Origin of the sequence: Paenibacillus mangrovi (genome assembly GCF_022898935.1) — a bacterium.
In the GTDB taxonomy this organism is placed as follows: Bacteria; Bacillota; Bacilli; order Paenibacillales; family Paenibacillaceae; genus Paenibacillus_AQ; species Paenibacillus_AQ mangrovi.
Genome location: NZ_JALIRP010000004.1, coordinates 186,316 through 202,191, shown reverse-complemented (window position 1 = coordinate 202,191; position 15,876 = coordinate 186,316). Strand labels below are relative to the sequence as shown.

Annotated in this window: 13 protein-coding genes and 1 riboswitch; of the genes, 5 read left to right on the top strand and 8 right to left on the bottom strand. The window is 49.5% G+C overall.

From position 1 onward, the window contains the following. Nucleotides 1-57: 57 nt before the first annotated feature. From queF to MUG84_RS11565, 8 genes are all read right to left on the bottom strand, one after another. A complete protein-coding gene (queF, locus tag MUG84_RS11600; RefSeq protein ID WP_244725178.1) occupies nt 58-555 on the bottom strand; it encodes a preQ(1) synthase in 498 nt (165 codons plus the stop codon). 32 nt (nt 556-587) lie between these two features. Next, nucleotides 588-1,346: a 7-carboxy-7-deazaguanine synthase QueE gene (queE, locus tag MUG84_RS11595; protein ID WP_244725177.1), complete on the bottom strand. Its 759-nt coding sequence runs from the start codon at nt 1,344-1,346 to the stop codon at nt 588-590. After that, on the bottom strand, nt 1,343-1,834 hold the full coding sequence (gene queD, locus MUG84_RS11590; RefSeq protein WP_244725176.1) for a 6-carboxytetrahydropterin synthase QueD: 492 nt from the start codon (nt 1,832-1,834) through the stop codon (nt 1,343-1,345). Before queD ends, queE begins: the two co-directional genes overlap by 4 nt. After that, nucleotides 1,831-2,499 (bottom strand): 7-cyano-7-deazaguanine synthase QueC, encoded by a 669-nt coding sequence (gene queC / locus MUG84_RS11585; RefSeq protein ID WP_244725175.1) that lies wholly within the window; start codon nt 2,497-2,499, stop codon nt 1,831-1,833. Before queC ends, queD begins: the two co-directional genes overlap by 4 nt. 124 nt (nt 2,500-2,623) lie before the next feature. Continuing rightward, a riboswitch (PreQ1 riboswitch) is annotated at nt 2,624-2,667 on the bottom strand. 233 nt (nt 2,668-2,900) lie between these two features. Next, nucleotides 2,901-3,542 (bottom strand): FMN-dependent NADH-azoreductase, encoded by a 642-nt coding sequence (locus MUG84_RS11580; protein WP_244725174.1) that lies wholly within the window; start codon nt 3,540-3,542, stop codon nt 2,901-2,903. Nucleotides 3,543-3,829: 287 nt separating this feature from the next. Continuing rightward, nucleotides 3,830-4,804 carry an electron transfer flavoprotein subunit alpha/FixB family protein gene (locus MUG84_RS11575; protein WP_244725173.1) on the bottom strand — a complete coding sequence of 325 codons (975 nt, stop codon included), beginning with the start codon at nt 4,802-4,804 and terminating at the stop codon, nt 3,830-3,832. 103 nt (nt 4,805-4,907) lie between these two features. Beyond that, nucleotides 4,908-5,675, bottom strand: coding sequence for an electron transfer flavoprotein subunit beta/FixA family protein (locus tag MUG84_RS11570; protein WP_244725172.1), 768 nt, complete (start codon nt 5,673-5,675; stop codon nt 4,908-4,910). Between the two features lie 52 nt (nt 5,676-5,727). Then, nucleotides 5,728-6,309, bottom strand: coding sequence for a fatty acid metabolism transcriptional regulator FadR (locus tag MUG84_RS11565; RefSeq protein ID WP_244725171.1), 582 nt, complete (start codon nt 6,307-6,309; stop codon nt 5,728-5,730). A gap of 240 nt (nt 6,310-6,549) precedes the next feature. Between MUG84_RS11565 and MUG84_RS11560 the strand changes: the two genes are divergently transcribed. Genes MUG84_RS11560 through MUG84_RS11540 form a run of 5 tightly spaced genes read left to right on the top strand, consistent with a single transcriptional unit; the run spans nt 6,550 to nt 15,875 of the window. After that, on the top strand, nt 6,550-8,727 hold the full coding sequence (locus MUG84_RS11560; protein WP_244725170.1) for a (Fe-S)-binding protein: 2,178 nt from the start codon (nt 6,550-6,552) through the stop codon (nt 8,725-8,727). Then, the gene (locus MUG84_RS11555) at nt 8,724-11,126 is read left to right on the top strand and encodes a 3-hydroxyacyl-CoA dehydrogenase/enoyl-CoA hydratase family protein (RefSeq protein ID WP_244725169.1); all 2,403 of its coding nucleotides are present in this window, start codon (nt 8,724-8,726) and stop codon (nt 11,124-11,126) included. The genes MUG84_RS11560 and MUG84_RS11555 overlap by 4 nt, the downstream gene beginning before the upstream one ends. 25 nt (nt 11,127-11,151) lie before the next feature. Next, nucleotides 11,152-12,336 carry an acetyl-CoA C-acetyltransferase gene (locus MUG84_RS11550; protein WP_244725168.1) on the top strand — a complete coding sequence of 395 codons (1,185 nt, stop codon included), beginning with the start codon at nt 11,152-11,154 and terminating at the stop codon, nt 12,334-12,336. A gap of 39 nt (nt 12,337-12,375) precedes the next feature. Continuing rightward, entirely contained in the window at nt 12,376-14,157 is a 1,782-nt protein-coding gene (locus tag MUG84_RS11545; RefSeq protein ID WP_244725167.1) for an acyl-CoA dehydrogenase family protein, read from the top strand. A 23-nt stretch (nt 14,158-14,180) separates the two neighbouring features. Then, nucleotides 14,181-15,875 (top strand): AMP-binding protein, encoded by a 1,695-nt coding sequence (locus MUG84_RS11540; RefSeq protein WP_244725166.1) that lies wholly within the window; start codon nt 14,181-14,183, stop codon nt 15,873-15,875. The last annotated feature ends 1 nt before the right edge of the window (nt 15,876 follow it).

Sequence of the window (15,876 nt, the reverse complement as noted above, 5' to 3'; positions counted from 1 at the left end):
TCTGCGGCTTTTTGTGTGCAATTTAAAAGTAATACCGTTCTAGAATTAACTTCTTGCTTATCGGTTATCGATCTTCTCCGGATACAAGTCATGATTCATCAGGCGCTGTTCGGCCATTTGTTCAAATTTGGTTCCCGGCTTGCCATAGTTGCAGTAAGGATCGATGGATATTCCGCCGCGAGGTGTGAATTTGCCCCATACCTCGATGTAACGCGGGTCCATGAGCTTGATGAGATCATTCATGATGATGTTCATGCAGTCCTCATGGAAATCTCCGTGATTACGGAAGCTGAATAGATAGAGCTTCAGCGATTTGCTTTCTACCATTTTCTCGTCCGGAATATAGCTGATATGGAGCGTGGCGAAATCCGGCTGGCCGGTAATCGGGCACAGGCTCGTAAACTCGGGAAAATTGAATTTGACGAAATAATCGCGGTACGCATGTTTATTGTCAAAGCTCTCGAGCACCTCGGGTGCATACTGAAACACATATTTCGTCCCTTGATTGCCAAGAAGCGTTAAATCTTTCATTTCTTCGGGCTGTCTGCCTGTCATCTTGTATGTTCCTCCTTTAGGTAGCTGACGTCTTAAACGCCGCGTTTGTTACCCCACACCAGCGTGTGAAGCTGCGGGAGTACCCGCACATCGTTCAAAACCTCAGATGTCATAACCTTGTCGATCAGTGCTTCATATTGTTTTATCAGCTCGGCGGCATGCGTGTCTTTGTCCATCCGCGTCACATCCGAATTTCCGACCTGCAAAAACATCGGTACGTTGGGATAACGGTTGTGTACAGTCTGGGCGTATTCCAGATCATGATCATCGAAAATAACGACCTTTAGGCTGTAAGCATATCTTTCAGGACGACTGCCCAGTCTGTTCACGATGCCGTCGAGCTTATCCCAATCCGTGGCCATTCCCGAGCTTGGCGGCTTCGGAGAAATCGTTACTTCATCAATTTCCGTTAGCCAATCCTGCCAACGCGTTCCCTGCGTTTCCACAGCCATCCGGATACCGTAAGCTTTCAGCAAGGATACGAGGGAAGAGAGTTGGGGAAGCAGAAGTGGGTTCCCGCCGGAAAGGGTCACATGTGAAAAACGGTCCCCACCGATGCATTTCAGCTCATCCCAAATCGCTTTGGCGTCCATTTTCCGGATATCCTTAACACCGCTGCCGTCCCAAGTAAAGGCGGAATCGCACCAGGAGCAGCGGTAGTCGCAGCCAGCGGTGCGGACGAACATCGTTTTTTGGCCGATGACCATGCCTTCGCCTTGGACCGTGGGTCCGAAGATTTCCAGAACTGGAATGGGGGAAGCGGCTTTGACTAAACTCTTCACTTCACTCATGACTCTACCCACTCCCGGCGGAACTCGGCATAGCTAGTTGGCGTTTCATACAAACGTACAAATTCGGTTCGCCCTTGATCAATCAATTCTGCATATGGCTGAGATGCCAGCCCGGCTTCCATTTGCTCATAGAGCCAGATGACCATATTTTCTGCCGTCGTATTCATGAGAGGAAGGGTCTCATTTAGGTAACGGTGGTCCAGATAAGGCTCAATTCTTTGTTTCCAGATGTCCTTTACCAGTCCGAAGTCGGCCGCAATGCCGATCTCATTCGGATATGCGCTGATGCCGAACACCGCTTTATAGGTATGACCATGCAAATTTTTGCACTTTCCTTCGTAAGCGTGTAGGTGATGGGCAGCGTCGAAGGTGAATTCCTTACTGACCATCACGCGGTAATGCTTGTATTTTAAATCTGCGGCCGTGATGTCTGTGCCGAACTGCTGCAGGCGGTCAACGATGCGAAATGCTCCCGGTGTCCCGCTCATTGTCTGATCTCCCGTGTCTGGCCCTGCAAGAACTGCTCCAGTCCTTTACGCCGCAGCTCACAAGAAGGACATTCGCCGCACCCGTCGCCGATGATGCCGTTATAGCAGGTGAGCGTACGTTCACGTACAAATTTAAACGCGCCTAATTCATGCGCCATCGCCCAGGTTTCGGCTTTATCCAGCCACATCAGCGGAGTGTGAATGACGAAATTATAGTCCATGGCCAGGTTCAACGTGACATTCAGGGATTTGACGAAAGAATCCCGGCAATCAGGGTATCCGCTGAAATCCGTTTCGCATACGCCGGTCACCAGATGTCTCGCACCAGATACCTTGGCCAGAACGGCTGCAAAGCTGAGGAACAAATGATTACGTCCTTCAACGAAGGTGCTAGGAAGCTGACCTTCTTCCTGCGTAATCTCGATGTCGTTTCGGGTAAGCGCATTGGGCGCGAGCTGATTCAGAAGACTCATATCGAGAACGGTGTTCTTGAAGCCGAGTTCCTTCGCGATCGCTTGAGCGCATTCAATCTCGAGTCGGTGCCGCTGGCCGTAGTCAAACGTTACCGTCTCGACTTCCGCGAATTGCTGTTGTGCCCAGAACAGGCAGGTGGTGCTGTCTTGGCCGCCGCTGAATACGACAACCGCTTTTTCGTTTTTAAGCATAAAAAAACCTCTCCATCTTCAAAATGTGTTGTACAAGTGGAACTATGTCCGCTTCTACCTTCGAAGAGAGAGGGTCTTGAACTGTCTCGAAAAAACAAACCCAACAGGAAATAAGCCTTGGAGGGCAGTCTTAGTTTTTTATAGAGGGAGTTCGCGAACCTCTCCCGGAGGCGGCATGGGCCGCAGCCGGACTTTCTTCTGTTGGCGCACGTTTGGCGCGGACTCATTATAACATAACTCTATTAAGGTGGATACACATAGCTACTCCTCGAGGAGTCCTCCAAAATATGGATTACAGCCTATGCGGCATATTCTTATAAACAAAAACACCCTCGGGTTCTGAGCATAACGTTCAGATCCAAAGGGTGTTTTGATAAACTTATTCGTTCATAATATCGATATTAAGCGTGTTGAAGCACCAATTTGTTGGCCACTTCAGTCACTTGACGAAGACCTTCTTGAATGATTTGATCTGCTTTGTCACGTTGTGCATTGTGTCCTTCGATAATCACTTCGCCGATGATTTCCATTCCGAATACACCGCCAAAAACGTTGCGCATATAGTTAACAGCCATCTCCATTGGAGCAGCTTCCGGAGCGGAGTAGAATCCGCCGCGAGCGTTCAGAAAGATTGCTTTTTTGTCTGTCATCAACTGGATCATGTTGCCCTCAGCATCATATTTGAATGCAAAACCTGCTGCATATACATAATCTACGAAAGTTTGAAGTTTAGCAGGAATCGTCAGGTTCCAGAGCGGGAAGGCGAATACGACAACGTCTGCTGCAGTCAGCGCGTCCATTGCTTTTTGCTTGGCAGCCACGAGGCGGCTTTCAACGTCTGTCAATTCGGTGCCATTTTGCATTTTGCCGAACGCGTTGAACAAGTCTTGTCCGAAGTAAGGCATGTCCTCGGCGAATACGTCATAAGTGGTTACATTCAGGTTTTCGGCACCTTTTACAGCCTCCATGAATGTTTCATACATTTTGCTCGAAATTGCTTCTGTAGCAGGACGGTTGTTTGCTTTTACGACTAATACGTTCATGCTGTATTTTCCTCCAATGATTGAACACAAAGATGATGCGAAAATCAAGTTGAATACCGAATTAAGATCTCTTGTGTTTCTTCTTAGTTTGTAACAACATCCGTTGTATAGTTAAATTGTAAGCAACTTTCGAAAATTCCGCAACCCCTTTCTTTCAATTTTAAGATTTTATACTGAAAATGTTGTCTAATGTATGAAAAATGGAAGAAAAAGGATGAGTGAATAGAAAAAACATGTGAATGCGCTGCCCCATCCACATGCTTTCTAGTTTAAGTTTATTAAGGATATCAGACCAAAACCTTCCGGAATTCCTGCGTCAGCAGAGGCACGACTTCAAACAGATCTCCGACGATGCCATAATCTGCGACCTTGAAGATCGGCGCTTCCGGATCCTTGTTGATCGCAATAATGATCCGGGATTGGCTCATGCCCGCCAAATGCTGAATCGCGCCGCTGATGCCGCAAGCGATATAGATTTCGGGCGTCACCACTTTGCCGGTTTGGCCGATCTGCATCGAATAGTCGCAGTAGCCGGCATCACACGCTGCGCGTGAAGCGCCGACAGCGCCATGCAGGACATTGGCGAGCTCTTCGAGAGGCTTAAAACCTTCTGCGCTTTTGACGCCGCGACCACCGGAAACGACGATTTTGGCTTCGGTCAGATCGACCTTGCCGGAGGTTTTGCGGACGATGTCTTTGACAATGGAGCGAAGGGAACCGTTTGGCGTATATTCCAGCTCGATAATTTCAGCGGGAGAAGAAGCCCCCGCCGCCGGATCGATATTATTCGGACGGACGGTGATGACCTGCGTGCCGCCCGTAAACTGCTTTTGTTCAAAGGCTTTGCCTGCATACAGCGGACGGGTGTACAGCACATCATTACCATTTTTCTCAATGGCGGTCACATCGGAGATTTGGCCTGCACCCATATGGGCAGCAATTGTCGGACCCAGGTCGCGGCCCTGCGCGGTATGGCCCAGCACGACCACATCTGGCGTTACGTGCTCAAAGACGGTTTTCATCACATTCAAATAGGCTTCGGGATTATACATTTCAAGATCAGGATGATCGATGGAGTAAACCTGACCGTCCACATAGTTTGCAAGCTCCGAGGCTAGCGGCGTAATTTGCGAGCCAATCAGTACGCCTGCCGTGCTGTCACCATCCTGTTTGACGATCGAAACAGCCTGAATCGCTTCCAAAGTAACCTGACGCAGGCTTCCCCCACGGGCCTCTGCAACTACCACATACGTTTTACCCATTTCCAGATTCCTCCTTAATATGGTCAGGATTTCGCGAAATCCTTATGTGTAGATTCATGCTTTGCAAGGCGTTTGAATGTCGATTCATCATGCTGAAAATGAATTAGATCAGCTTAGCTTCCGTTCGGAGCAGGTGTACCAGCTCAGCCGCCTGCTGGGCATAATCTCCTTGAAGAATCCGTCCGGCTTGGCGCTGCGGAGGCAAGGAGAGGGAGACGCGTTTCGTTTTCGCTGTCACTTCGCTGTCACTTACGCCAAGATCTGCAGCCGTCTTTTGATGGAATGGCTTTTTCTTGGCTTTCATAATTCCAGGCAGGGAAGGGTAACGCGGCTCATTCAGGCCTTGTTGCGCTGTAAAGACAGCAGGGAGGGAGACCTCCAGCGTTTCCGTGTCGCCTTCGGCATCGCGTTCCAAAGTTGCCTTTTGTCCGTTAATGGTGAGCTTGGTGATGGAAGATGTGTGCGGAATGTCTAGTAGCTGTGCCAGTCTGACCGCTACCTGTCCGCCGCCGCTGTCCACAGAGAAGTTGCCGCCAAGAATAAGATCATAAGACTGTTGACCGAGATAAGCCGCGAGCAGACGGGATACCGAATACTCATCCGTTTCAAGACCCGTACTACTGATCAGTACAGTCTCGTCAGCACCCATCGCCAGAGCAGTCCGTAAGGCTTCAGCCGTACGGTCCGGACCAACGCCAACGACGGTAATTGTGCCGCCATGCTGGTCTCTTTGAAGCAGCGCTTCCTCTACAGCATACTCATCGTAAGGATTCATCACGTATTTCACGCCGTCATCGGAGATTTCCCCATTTTGAATGACAATTCTTTCCTCGGTATCGAAGGTTTGCTTCAGCAGTACAAAGATATTCATCTGGCAAGCTCCTCTCATTTTAGGGATTTTTGCAAAGTACTTAATAAACGGTTTATTTTAGTCCTTTCAAGAAAAATTCAACCGTCTTGTCGACCTGTGCGGAGAGCGAGTATTTCCGGCCTGAGATCAGCCAAGAGGTCACTACCTCATCCATGGCGCCGAAAATCAGCAGTCTTGTTAATTTCAAATCAAGGTCCTGACGGAAGGAACCCTCCGACATGCCTCTTTCTACAATATGCTCAATAAGCTCAATATAAGGCTTCACCACAAGGCCGATGGCTTTGCGGAGTTCGAGCGAGCTTTGTCTCAGCTCAATCTGGGTGACATAGGCGAGGTTCACGTTATTTTCAAGCTCGGTAAAATGAATCTCGCATATCTTGCGCAGCGCATCTTCCGCTGTACTGCTCTCCTTGATGCTGCTGTGGAACATCCCGACCAGATTTCCGAGCCGCTCCTGAAACAGGGAAATAAGGATATCTTCCTTGTTTTTAAAATATAGATATATCGTACCGTCTGCGACACCAGCCTCCTTGGCGATCTTGGAAATTTGGGAGCCGTGAAATCCGTTCTCCGCTATAACTTTTAATGCTGCATCCAAAATTAACTCATATTTTTCCAATTTTCTGCTTGTCATCCAGGCCACCCCAGTGTTAGAATTCAATTGACTGAATGAATACTCATTCATTTTTTCTTAATCTTATGGTAATCGATGTAAGTTGTCAATGATTCAGACAAGATTTGTTACGGGGATTTTGTGAATGTCAGCAGATGGTCGATTTTTGCAAAATCTTGATTTTAAACACCATGTGAAATCGCTTTCTATTAGTAAAACCGTCATTGAATTACATTTATTTTAAGGAAGGACGGATCGCGAATGGTGTGGCAAATTGTCAACTTACTTTTGTTTCTCGCTGTGGCAGGTTACGGCATCCACCTCTTTTACAAAGCCGTATACCACCGGATCCTGTACGTCAAGCTCGGCAGGCCGACAGATTTTCGGAAGCAGCGTGAAGGGAAGTGGGGTGAATTTCTTTCGCAGGTATTCGGACAGAAAAAGCTGTTTAAAGACCTGAGAAGCGGCGTGATGCACTTTGTGATCTTTTACGGCTTTATCATTCTACAGTTCGGAGCTCTGGATTTGATCATTAAAGGGCTGACGAACGGCGGACATCTCCCGCTTCCTGCCTATGAAGTATTTGGCCTGCTGCAGGAAATAACCGTGTTCATCATTTTGGTGGCAATCACTTATGCGGCTTACCGCCGGTACGGTGAGAAGCTCGCAAGACTCAAAAAAGGCTGGAAGCCGAGCTTGGTCATCTTCTTTATTTTCTTCCTCATGCTGTCTGTCGTACTTTCCTTAGGCTTCGAAAGGGTATGGCTTGGACAGGAAGCCTCAGGCTACGCACCCATCTCTTCATTGATTGCGGCTATTTTCGGCGGCATTTCTGCTTCTTACGCTCAAGTTCTTTTCTACGTATTCTGGTGGGCGCATTTGCTCATTCTGCTCTCATTCCTTGTGTATGTACCTCAGTCCAAACATTTTCATTTAATAACTGCTCCTGTCAACATCTTTCTGGGACGATCTGAACCAGTCGGAAAGCTCAGCAAGCTGGATTTGGAGGATGAAGAAGCGGAGTCTTTCGGCGTAGGTAAAATCGAAGACTTTACGCAAAAGCAGATGATCGATTTTTACGCCTGCGTGGAATGCGGCCGCTGCACCAATGTCTGCCCCGCATCCAATACCGGCAAAGTGTTGTCACCCATGCATTTGATCGTCAAGCTTCGGGACCATTTAACGGAAAAAGGAACCGTCGTTACTGGCAAGTCGCCATACGTGCCTGAATTTGCTTTTGCTGCAGGCGGCGCTCATACGTTACCCTCCTCCAGCAGCGAACCTGTCTGGAACACAGATGGAATCACGGACATTCGACCGACGCTCGCCTGGCAAAAGTCTACCTGGACCCATCAGGAGAAGAATCCGCAAGAATTGAACCTGATCGGGGATGTCATGACCGAAGAAGAGATCTGGTCCTGCACAACATGCCGCAACTGTGAAGATCAATGTCCGGTCGGCAACGAGCATGTGGACAAAATCATCGATTTGCGTAGACATCTCGTACTCATGGAAGGCAGCATGCCTGCAGAAGGCCAGCGCGCACTGCAAAATATCGAAAGACAAAGCAATCCGTGGGGCCTGAACCGCAATGACCGCGCCAACTGGAGCGGGGAAGTCGAAGGCATCAAAGTACCGACGGTCAAGGATAATCCGGGCTTTGAATATTTGTTCTTTGTCGGCTCGATGGGATCTTATGATCTTCGCAGCCGCAAAATCTCCCGGGCATTTGCCAGACTGCTGAATGAAGCGGACGTCAATTACGCCATTCTCGGCAACGAGGAGAAGAATTCGGGCGATACGCCGCGCCGGATGGGGAATGAAATGCTCTTCCAGCAGCTCTGCATGGAAAATATCGAGATTTTCGAGAAATACGGCGTTCAAAAAATCGTTACTGCGTGTCCTCACACTTTTAATACTTTTAAAAACGAATATCCGGAGTTTGGTCTTGAAGGGGTTGAGGTGCTTCATCATTCACAGCTTCTCGACCAATTGATTAGAGAGGGCAAGTTGGCTCTCAAGCATGAAGTGAAAGAACGCATCACGTATCACGATTCCTGCTACCTCGGCCGGTACAACAACGTCTATGACCAGCCTCGCAATGTGCTGAAGGCCATCCCTGGAGTAGAACTTGTCGAAATGAAGCGCACCCGGGAAAACGCGATGTGCTGCGGCGCAGGCGGAGGGATGATGTGGATGGAAGAGACCTCCGGCAAACGCGTGAACCTGGCGCGCACAGAGCAGGCTCTTGAAGTGAATCCGAGCATCATTAGCAGCGCTTGTCCTTACTGCCTGACCATGATGGAGGACGGGACGAAAATGAAGGAAATCGAAGACCGTGTGAAAGCGAAGGACATCGCGGAAATATTGGAGCTCTCCGTGTTCAGCGATCATCCCGCTCACAATAAAGGACTAGAAATGGAGGCAAGCACAAAATGAACAAATCCATTCGCAAAGCGGCCGTCATCGGCTCTGGAATCATGGGTTCCGGAATCGCGGCACATCTGGCCAACGTCGGAATTCCGTGCTTACTGCTGGATATGGTACCTAGACAACTGACGGAAGAAGAAGCAGCCAAGGGCTTAACATTGGAAAATCCGGCCGTAAGAAACAGGCTAGCGGCTTCTGCGATCGCCAAACTGGCCAAAACCAAACCGGCTCCGCTTTTTGACAATTCGTTCGCAGACCGCATCACGCCAGGTAATCTGGAAGATCATTTGTCTCAGCTTGCCCAGGTGGATTGGATCATTGAAGTTGTGGTGGAGAATCTGGAAGTGAAGAAAGGGCTCCTGCAAAAAATCGAAGGTGTCTGGACGCCGGGAACGATCGTCAGCTCCAATACGTCGGGGATTTCGATCAACGATATGGTGGCGGAATGTGGTGAGGAGTTCAAAAAGCATTTCATGGGAACGCATTTCTTTAACCCTCCGAGATATATGAAGCTTCTCGAAATTATTCCCGGGCAGCAAACGAATCCCGAACTTGTCACTTTTATGAAGGGATTCTGTGAAAAGGTACTGGGTAAAGGCGTCGTGCTTGCCAAGGACACGCCGAACTTCATTGGCAACCGCATCGGGACGTACGGACTGCTGGTAACACTGAAGGAAATGACGGAAAACGGCTTTACAGTTGAAGAAGTGGATGCGGTGACCGGTCCGGCCATGGGCCGTCCTAAGAGCGCCACCTTCCGCACGCTGGATTTAGTCGGACTCGATACGTTCGTGCATGTCGCGGATAACGTGTACAACAATGTCTCGGATGAAAAAGAACAATCCATCTTTTCCGTGCCGCTCGTCATGAAGAGCATGGTAGAGAAAGGTTGGCTGGGTGAAAAGTCGGGTCAAGGCTTCTATTTGAAGAAAAAGGGCGAAGGCGGCAGCGAAATTCTTGCGCTTGACCTGATAACGATGGAGTACGTTCCACAGAAAAAGCCGAAATCCGCTTCACTGGAAGCCGCAAAGCTGGCCAAAGGCGCCAAGGAGAAAACGAAAGCACTCATCGGAGGCAAAGACCGTTATTCCGATCTTGCATGGAACATCTTGAAGCAGGTACTAATTTACTCTGCGGAAAAGGTCGGTGAAATCTCGGATTCCATTCAAGAGATCGATGACGCAATGAAATGGGGCTTTTCCTGGGAACTCGGACCGTTCGAGACCTGGGATGCCATTGGTTTGCAGAGATCAGTAGAGCGTATGGAGACGGAAGGCCTTACCGTTCCGGCTTGGGTGAAGGAATGGATCTCAGCAGGCAATACATCTTTCTATAAAAAAGGAGATGGGAAGCTCTACTCCATTCATATCGGTTCTTCAAAGTACAAGGAAGTGGAATTTGGACCCGAAATCATCAATTTACGCAGTCTGAAGGAGAGCAACAAAGTCATCATAGGCAACAGCGGTGCAAGCTTGATCGATCTAGGTGATAACGTGACATGCCTAGAGTTCCATTCGCCAAACAATGCGATCGGCGGAGACATTCTGAGCTTGATCACCCGTAGCCTCGATGAAGTCAGAAAGAACTATAAAGGCATGGTCATCGCCAACCAGGGACGCAATTTCTGCGTAGGGGCTAACATCATGCTTCTATTGATGGAAGCCCAGGACGAAGAATGGGACGAAATCAACGATATCATTCATTTATTCCAAAATACGATGTATAAGGTCAAACGCTTTGAAAAGCCAGTTGTGGCCGCTCCTCACCGGATGTGCCTTGGAGGCGGCGTCGAAGCTTGCATGCCGGCCGATCATGTGGTGGCTTCCGCAGAAACCTATTACGGTCTGGTTGAGGTCGGCGTAGGCTTGATCCCTGCGGGCGGGGGTTGCAAGGAATTTGCACTCCGTTCAAGCCAGCAGGCGAATGTGGAGGGCGTAGACCTGCAGCCGTTCATTAATCACATATTCCAAACAGTAGGTACGGCTACGGTATCTACAAGCGGCTATGATGCCAAAAAGCTTGGATATCTCCGTCCTTCAGATCGTGTCGTTGCGAATCAGGACTTTTCGATCTATGAAGCCAAACAATCGGTGCTGGGTCTTGCGAATACCAATTACAAGCCGATTCCGGAAGAAAAGATCCGCGTCGTTGGCTCTGAAGGCAAAGCTGTTCTGCAGCTTGGAGCCATTGAAATGAAGCGCGGCGGATATGTCAGCGATCATGATCTGCTTATTGCCAAAAAGCTGGCGCATGTGCTTGCCGGCGGCGACGTTCCAGCCGGAACGCTCGTCACCGAGCAGTATATGCTTGATCTGGAACGCGAAGCGTTCCTCAGTCTCTGTGGTGAGCCAAAGACGCAGCAGCGTATGCATCATATGCTGACCAAAGGCAAAGCACTCCGAAACTAACATCCCAGGGGAGGGTGAAATCGAAATGAGAGAAGCAGTAATCGTATCCATGGCCCGCACCGCCATTGGCAGAGCCAAAAAAGGCAGTTTGGCCCAAACCCGGGCGGACGATCTCGGGAAAGCAGTCCTGGAAGCGGTCATCGATCGCGCGCCGGGACTGAGCAAGGAAGATGTAGAGGACATTATCATTGGCTGTGCGATGCCAGAGGGGGAACAGGGATTAAACTTTGCCCGCATCATGTCGCTGTATGCCGGTTTTCCGGTAACTGTACCTGCACTGACGATCAACCGCTTCTGTTCATCAGGTCTGCAGGCGATTGCGTTCGCAGCGGAGCGGATTATGCTGGGTCATGCGGATGTCTTGATCGCCGGCGGTGTCGAGAGTATGAGCCATGTGCCGATGACCGGCTTTAAAATATCGCCAAATCCGAAGCTCGTTGCGGAAATGCCTGAAGTGTATATAGGTATGGGGCATACCGCAGAGGAGGTGGCGGAGCGTTTTGGTATTTCAAGAGAGGATCAGGACCGCTTCGCTGCCCGTTCTCATGAGAAGGCTGCTAAAGCCATCGCGGAAGGCAAATTCAACGATGAGATTATTCCGGTTCAAGTTGAACTGAAGCACGTGGACGACAATGGAAAAGTACACGCCAAATCCTTTGTCTTCCAAATGGATGAAGGTGTTCGCGCGGATACAACGGTCGAAGTGCTTGGTAAGCTGAGACCTGCGTTCAAGCTCGGCGGAACGGTAACCGCAGGGAATTCTTCGCAGACCAGTGATGGAGCTGCGGCAGTCGTGGTGATGAGCCGGGAAAAAGCAGATGAGCTCGGTCTGAAACCGCTGGCTACGTTCCGTTCCTTCGCACTCAGCGGCGTGGAGCCCGAAATTATGGGTGTCGGACCTGTGAAGGCGATTCCCAAAGCACTGGACATGGCAGGCATTACGCAGAACGACGTGAAGCTGTTTGAAATCAATGAAGCCTTTGCTTCGCAGTGCGTTCATATTATCCGCGAGCTGGGCATCGATGAGGAGAAGGTCAATGTCAATGGCGGCGCGATTGCTCTTGGTCACCCGCTGGGCTGTACAGGAACGAAACTGACGACCACGCTCATCAACGAGCTCAGACGTCAGGGCGGAGGATATGGTGTCGTTTCGATGTGTATTGGCGGTGGAATGGGAGCCGCAGGCGTTTTTGAAGTTCATCCTGAGTAAACACCGTATATTTTAACATCTAAAAAGGAGAGGTAGAGCATGAGCACAACAATGAACAAAGTGGTTGGCGGCAGTTTCATTATTGAGGATACCGATTTCAGTCAAATCGTTACGCCTGAGGATTTTACCGAAGAACATCGTATGATTGCCGAAACGACGGCTGACTTCGTTGCAGGAGAAATCATTCCTCATGATGAAGAAATTGAGAAGCTGAACTATGAATTGACGGTGGAAAAAATGCGCAAAGCCGGCGAGCTGGGACTCCTCGGCGCTGATGTGCCTGAAGCTTACGGCGGTCTCGGCCTAGATAAGGCCAGCTCCACGCTGATCAACGAAAATCTGACAAAAGCTTCCTCCTTTGCTCTCTCGATTGGAGCTCATGTCGGGATTGGAACCCTTCCAATCGTGTACTTCGGCACCGAAGAACAGAAGCAAAAATATTTGCCGCTTCTAGCTACCGGCGAAAAGATCGCGGCCTACTGCCTGACAGAGCCTTCTTCCGGTTCGGACGCGCAAGGCGCCAAAACAACAGCCATGTTAACGGATGACGGCGAGTATTATGTATTGAACGGAACAAAGCAGTTCATCACAAATGCCGGTTTTGCGGACATATTTATTGTGTATGCGAAAGTAAATGGTACAGATTTTAGCACCTTTATCGTGGAACGCACCATGGAAGGTGTGAGTATCGGTCCGGAAGAGAAGAAAATGGGGATTAAAGGTTCCTCGACCTGCCAGCTCATTCTGGAGGATGTGAAAGTTCCAGCCCAGAACCTGTTATGGGAAGTCGGAAAGGGCCATCTGATCGCCTTTAACATCTTGAACATCGGTCGCTTCAAACTAGCCGCAGGCTGCGTGGGTGCATCCAAAGACACGATTGCGCTCGCTGCAGAATATGCCAACGAACGTACTCAGTTCGGACGCAAAATTTCTTCCTTCCCGCTTCTTGGCAAAAAGCTTGCCGACATGAATACGAAGGCTTTCGTGCTCGAAAGTATGGTATACCGTACTGCAGGCCTCTTTGATGTGGGTCTGGCTGAAGTAGATCACAGCAGTCCACAGGTAGGGTACCAATCCGCAAAAGCGATAGCCGAATATCAGCTCGAATGCTCCATTAATAAAGTGTTCGGTTCCGAGGTGCTGGATTTCATCGTTGACGAAGGCGTGCAAATTCACGGCGGCTACGGATTTACCCAGGAATACCGTGTGGAACGCAATTACCGTGATTCCCGCATCAACCGTATTTTTGAAGGTACGAATGAAATCAACCGTTTGCTTATTCCTGGTTCGCTGGTGAAGAAAGCCATGAAGGGCGAGCTTCCTTTGATGCAAAAAGCGATGGCACTTCAAAACGAACTGATGGAGCCGATTCCAAGCCAGCTGTTTGAAGGAACGCTTGAACAAGAAGCGCATCTACTCAAAATGTCGAAGAAAATCTTCCTGATGTGCGGCGCTCAGGCCGTTCAGAAGTATCAAATGAAGCTGGAAGAGCAGCAGGAAATCCTGAGCGATCTGGCTGACATGATGATTTCGGTATTTGCGATGGAAAGCGCGCTGCTCCGCACGCAGAAGATCATTGACCGCTCCGGCGAAGACAAAGCGAAGCTTACTATTCACATGACGACGGTGTTCATTCATGAGGAATTTGTAAAAATTGAAAACTGGGCCAAGGAAGTGCTGGCAGCCATGGAATCCGGAGATACACTCCGCACGCAGCTGTCGGTACTGAAAAAGCTTGCCCGCAAAACGCCGATCAACGTACTTGGCATCAAGCGTGAAATTGCAGCGAAAGTGATCAGTGCAGAAGCTTACGTTTTGTAATTATGTGAGATGGGGTGGCCTGGATGACGATGAATCCATGGTTAGATCAATATCCTGAAGAGGTCCCGCACAGTTACGAATATCCCAAGCAAAATGTGGCCCAATTTTTGATCGATTCAGCGACATTATACCCCCAGCATATTGCGCTGGATTTTCTGGGGAAGAAAATAACCTATTCAAGCTTGCTCAAATCGGTTTACCGTTTTGCGAATGCCCTGCACCAGTTGGGCGTTCGCAAAGGGGACCGCGTCGCCATCATGCTGCCCAACTGCCCTCAAGGAGTGATTGCCTACTACGGCACACTCCTTGTAGGCGGTATAGCGGTGATGACGAATCCACTGTATGTCCCCCGCGAAATTGAACATCAGCTGACTGACTCGGGAGCAAAAATCATCGTGACCTTAGATGCGCTCGTGGAGCGGGTCAATAAAGCGATGGAGCGTCGCCCAATGGAACGTATGATCATCACATCTTTGAAAGATTACCTGCCATTCCCGAAAAATATGCTATATCCCATTAAGGCCAAAAAAGACGGCATGGCCGTCAAAGTGGAATATAACGAGCGTGTACTGTCATTTGTCCAGTTTCTAAAAAATTCAACCGAAACGCCGTTTGAGGTCCCGGTTGATGCCGAAAATGATCTCGCCTTGATTCAGTATACGGGCGGAACGACCGGTTTTGCCAAAGGCGTCATGCTTACGCATATGAACCTGGTATCCAACACCGTTCAGGGACAGCTCTGGTTTTACCGTACACAAATAGCGAAAGAAGTCTATCTGGCGGCACTGCCATTTTTTCATGTGTTCGGCCTTACAGTTCTCCTGAATCAGGCGATTTATAATGCCGGTACGCTGCTCCTGATCCCGCGATTTCAAATTGATGAGGTGCTGAAAACGATCCACAATAAAAAGCCGACCGTGTTCCCGGGCGCTCCAACCATGTATATTGCCGTTATTCATCATCCGAATGTCAGCGGCTTTGATCTTTCGTCCATCCAAATCTGTATCAGCGGTGCTGCGCCGCTTCCGGTGGAGGTTCAGGAGCGTTTCGAGAAGATCACAGGCGGGAAGTTGATTGAAGGCTATGGATTGACGGAAGCCTCGCCAGTGACTCATGCCAATAATATTTGGGAAAAGAGAAAAACCGGATCGATCGGTATTCCGTTTCCAGATACTCTTGCCCGGGTTGTCCATCCGGAGACGGGAGAAGAAATGCCACTCGGAGAAGTCGGCGAATTGATCGTCAAAGGTCCTCAGGTCATGAAAGGCTACTGGAATCTGCCCGAAGAGACGGAGCGCACGCTTCGTGACGGCTGGTTGTACACCGGCGACCTGGCACGCATGGATGATGAAGGCTTCTTCTATATTCTAGATCGACGGAAAGATTTGATCATTGCTGGAGGCTACAATATCTATCCGCGGGAAGTTGAAGAAGTATTGTTTGAACATCCGGACGTGGAAGAAGCGGTTGTCGCCGGCATTAATGACCCTTACCGAGGCGAAAATGTAAAGGCTTACATCGTACTGCGCAAAGGCTCAACCGTAACGGAGAAAGAGCTGAAGAGCTGGTGCAAGGAGCGGCTGGCCGTTTACAAAGTACCGAAGATTTACGAGTTCCGTGATTCTCTGCCTAAGACGCTGGTGGGCAAGGTGCTCCGCCGGAAACTGATCGACGAAGAAAACGAAAAGCTTGCGAATCAATCCAAGGTGGATTTGTGAA

Coding starts and splice junctions, on each gene's coding strand:
- queF (WP_244725178.1), bottom strand. CDS start 555: ATGACAGGCAGACAGCCCGAAGAAATGAAAGATTTAACGCTTCTTGGC.
- queE (WP_244725177.1), bottom strand. CDS start 1,346: ATGAGTGAAGTGAAGAGTTTAGTCAAAGCCGCTTCCCCCATTCCAGTT.
- queD (WP_244725176.1), bottom strand. CDS start 1,834: ATGAGCGGGACACCGGGAGCATTTCGCATCGTTGACCGCCTGCAGCAG.
- queC (WP_244725175.1), bottom strand. CDS start 2,499: ATGCTTAAAAACGAAAAAGCGGTTGTCGTATTCAGCGGCGGCCAAGAC.
- MUG84_RS11580 (WP_244725174.1), bottom strand. CDS start 3,542: ATGAACGTATTAGTCGTAAAAGCAAACAACCGTCCTGCTACAGAAGCA.
- MUG84_RS11575 (WP_244725173.1), bottom strand. CDS start 4,804: ATGGGTAAAACGTATGTGGTAGTTGCAGAGGCCCGTGGGGGAAGCCTG.
- MUG84_RS11570 (WP_244725172.1), bottom strand. CDS start 5,675: ATGAATATCTTTGTACTGCTGAAGCAAACCTTCGATACCGAGGAAAGA.
- MUG84_RS11565 (WP_244725171.1), bottom strand. CDS start 6,309: ATGACAAGCAGAAAATTGGAAAAATATGAGTTAATTTTGGATGCAGCA.
- MUG84_RS11560 (WP_244725170.1), top strand. CDS start 6,550: ATGGTGTGGCAAATTGTCAACTTACTTTTGTTTCTCGCTGTGGCAGGT.
- MUG84_RS11555 (WP_244725169.1), top strand. CDS start 8,724: ATGAACAAATCCATTCGCAAAGCGGCCGTCATCGGCTCTGGAATCATG.
- MUG84_RS11550 (WP_244725168.1), top strand. CDS start 11,152: ATGAGAGAAGCAGTAATCGTATCCATGGCCCGCACCGCCATTGGCAGA.
- MUG84_RS11545 (WP_244725167.1), top strand. CDS start 12,376: ATGAGCACAACAATGAACAAAGTGGTTGGCGGCAGTTTCATTATTGAG.
- MUG84_RS11540 (WP_244725166.1), top strand. CDS start 14,181: ATGACGATGAATCCATGGTTAGATCAATATCCTGAAGAGGTCCCGCAC.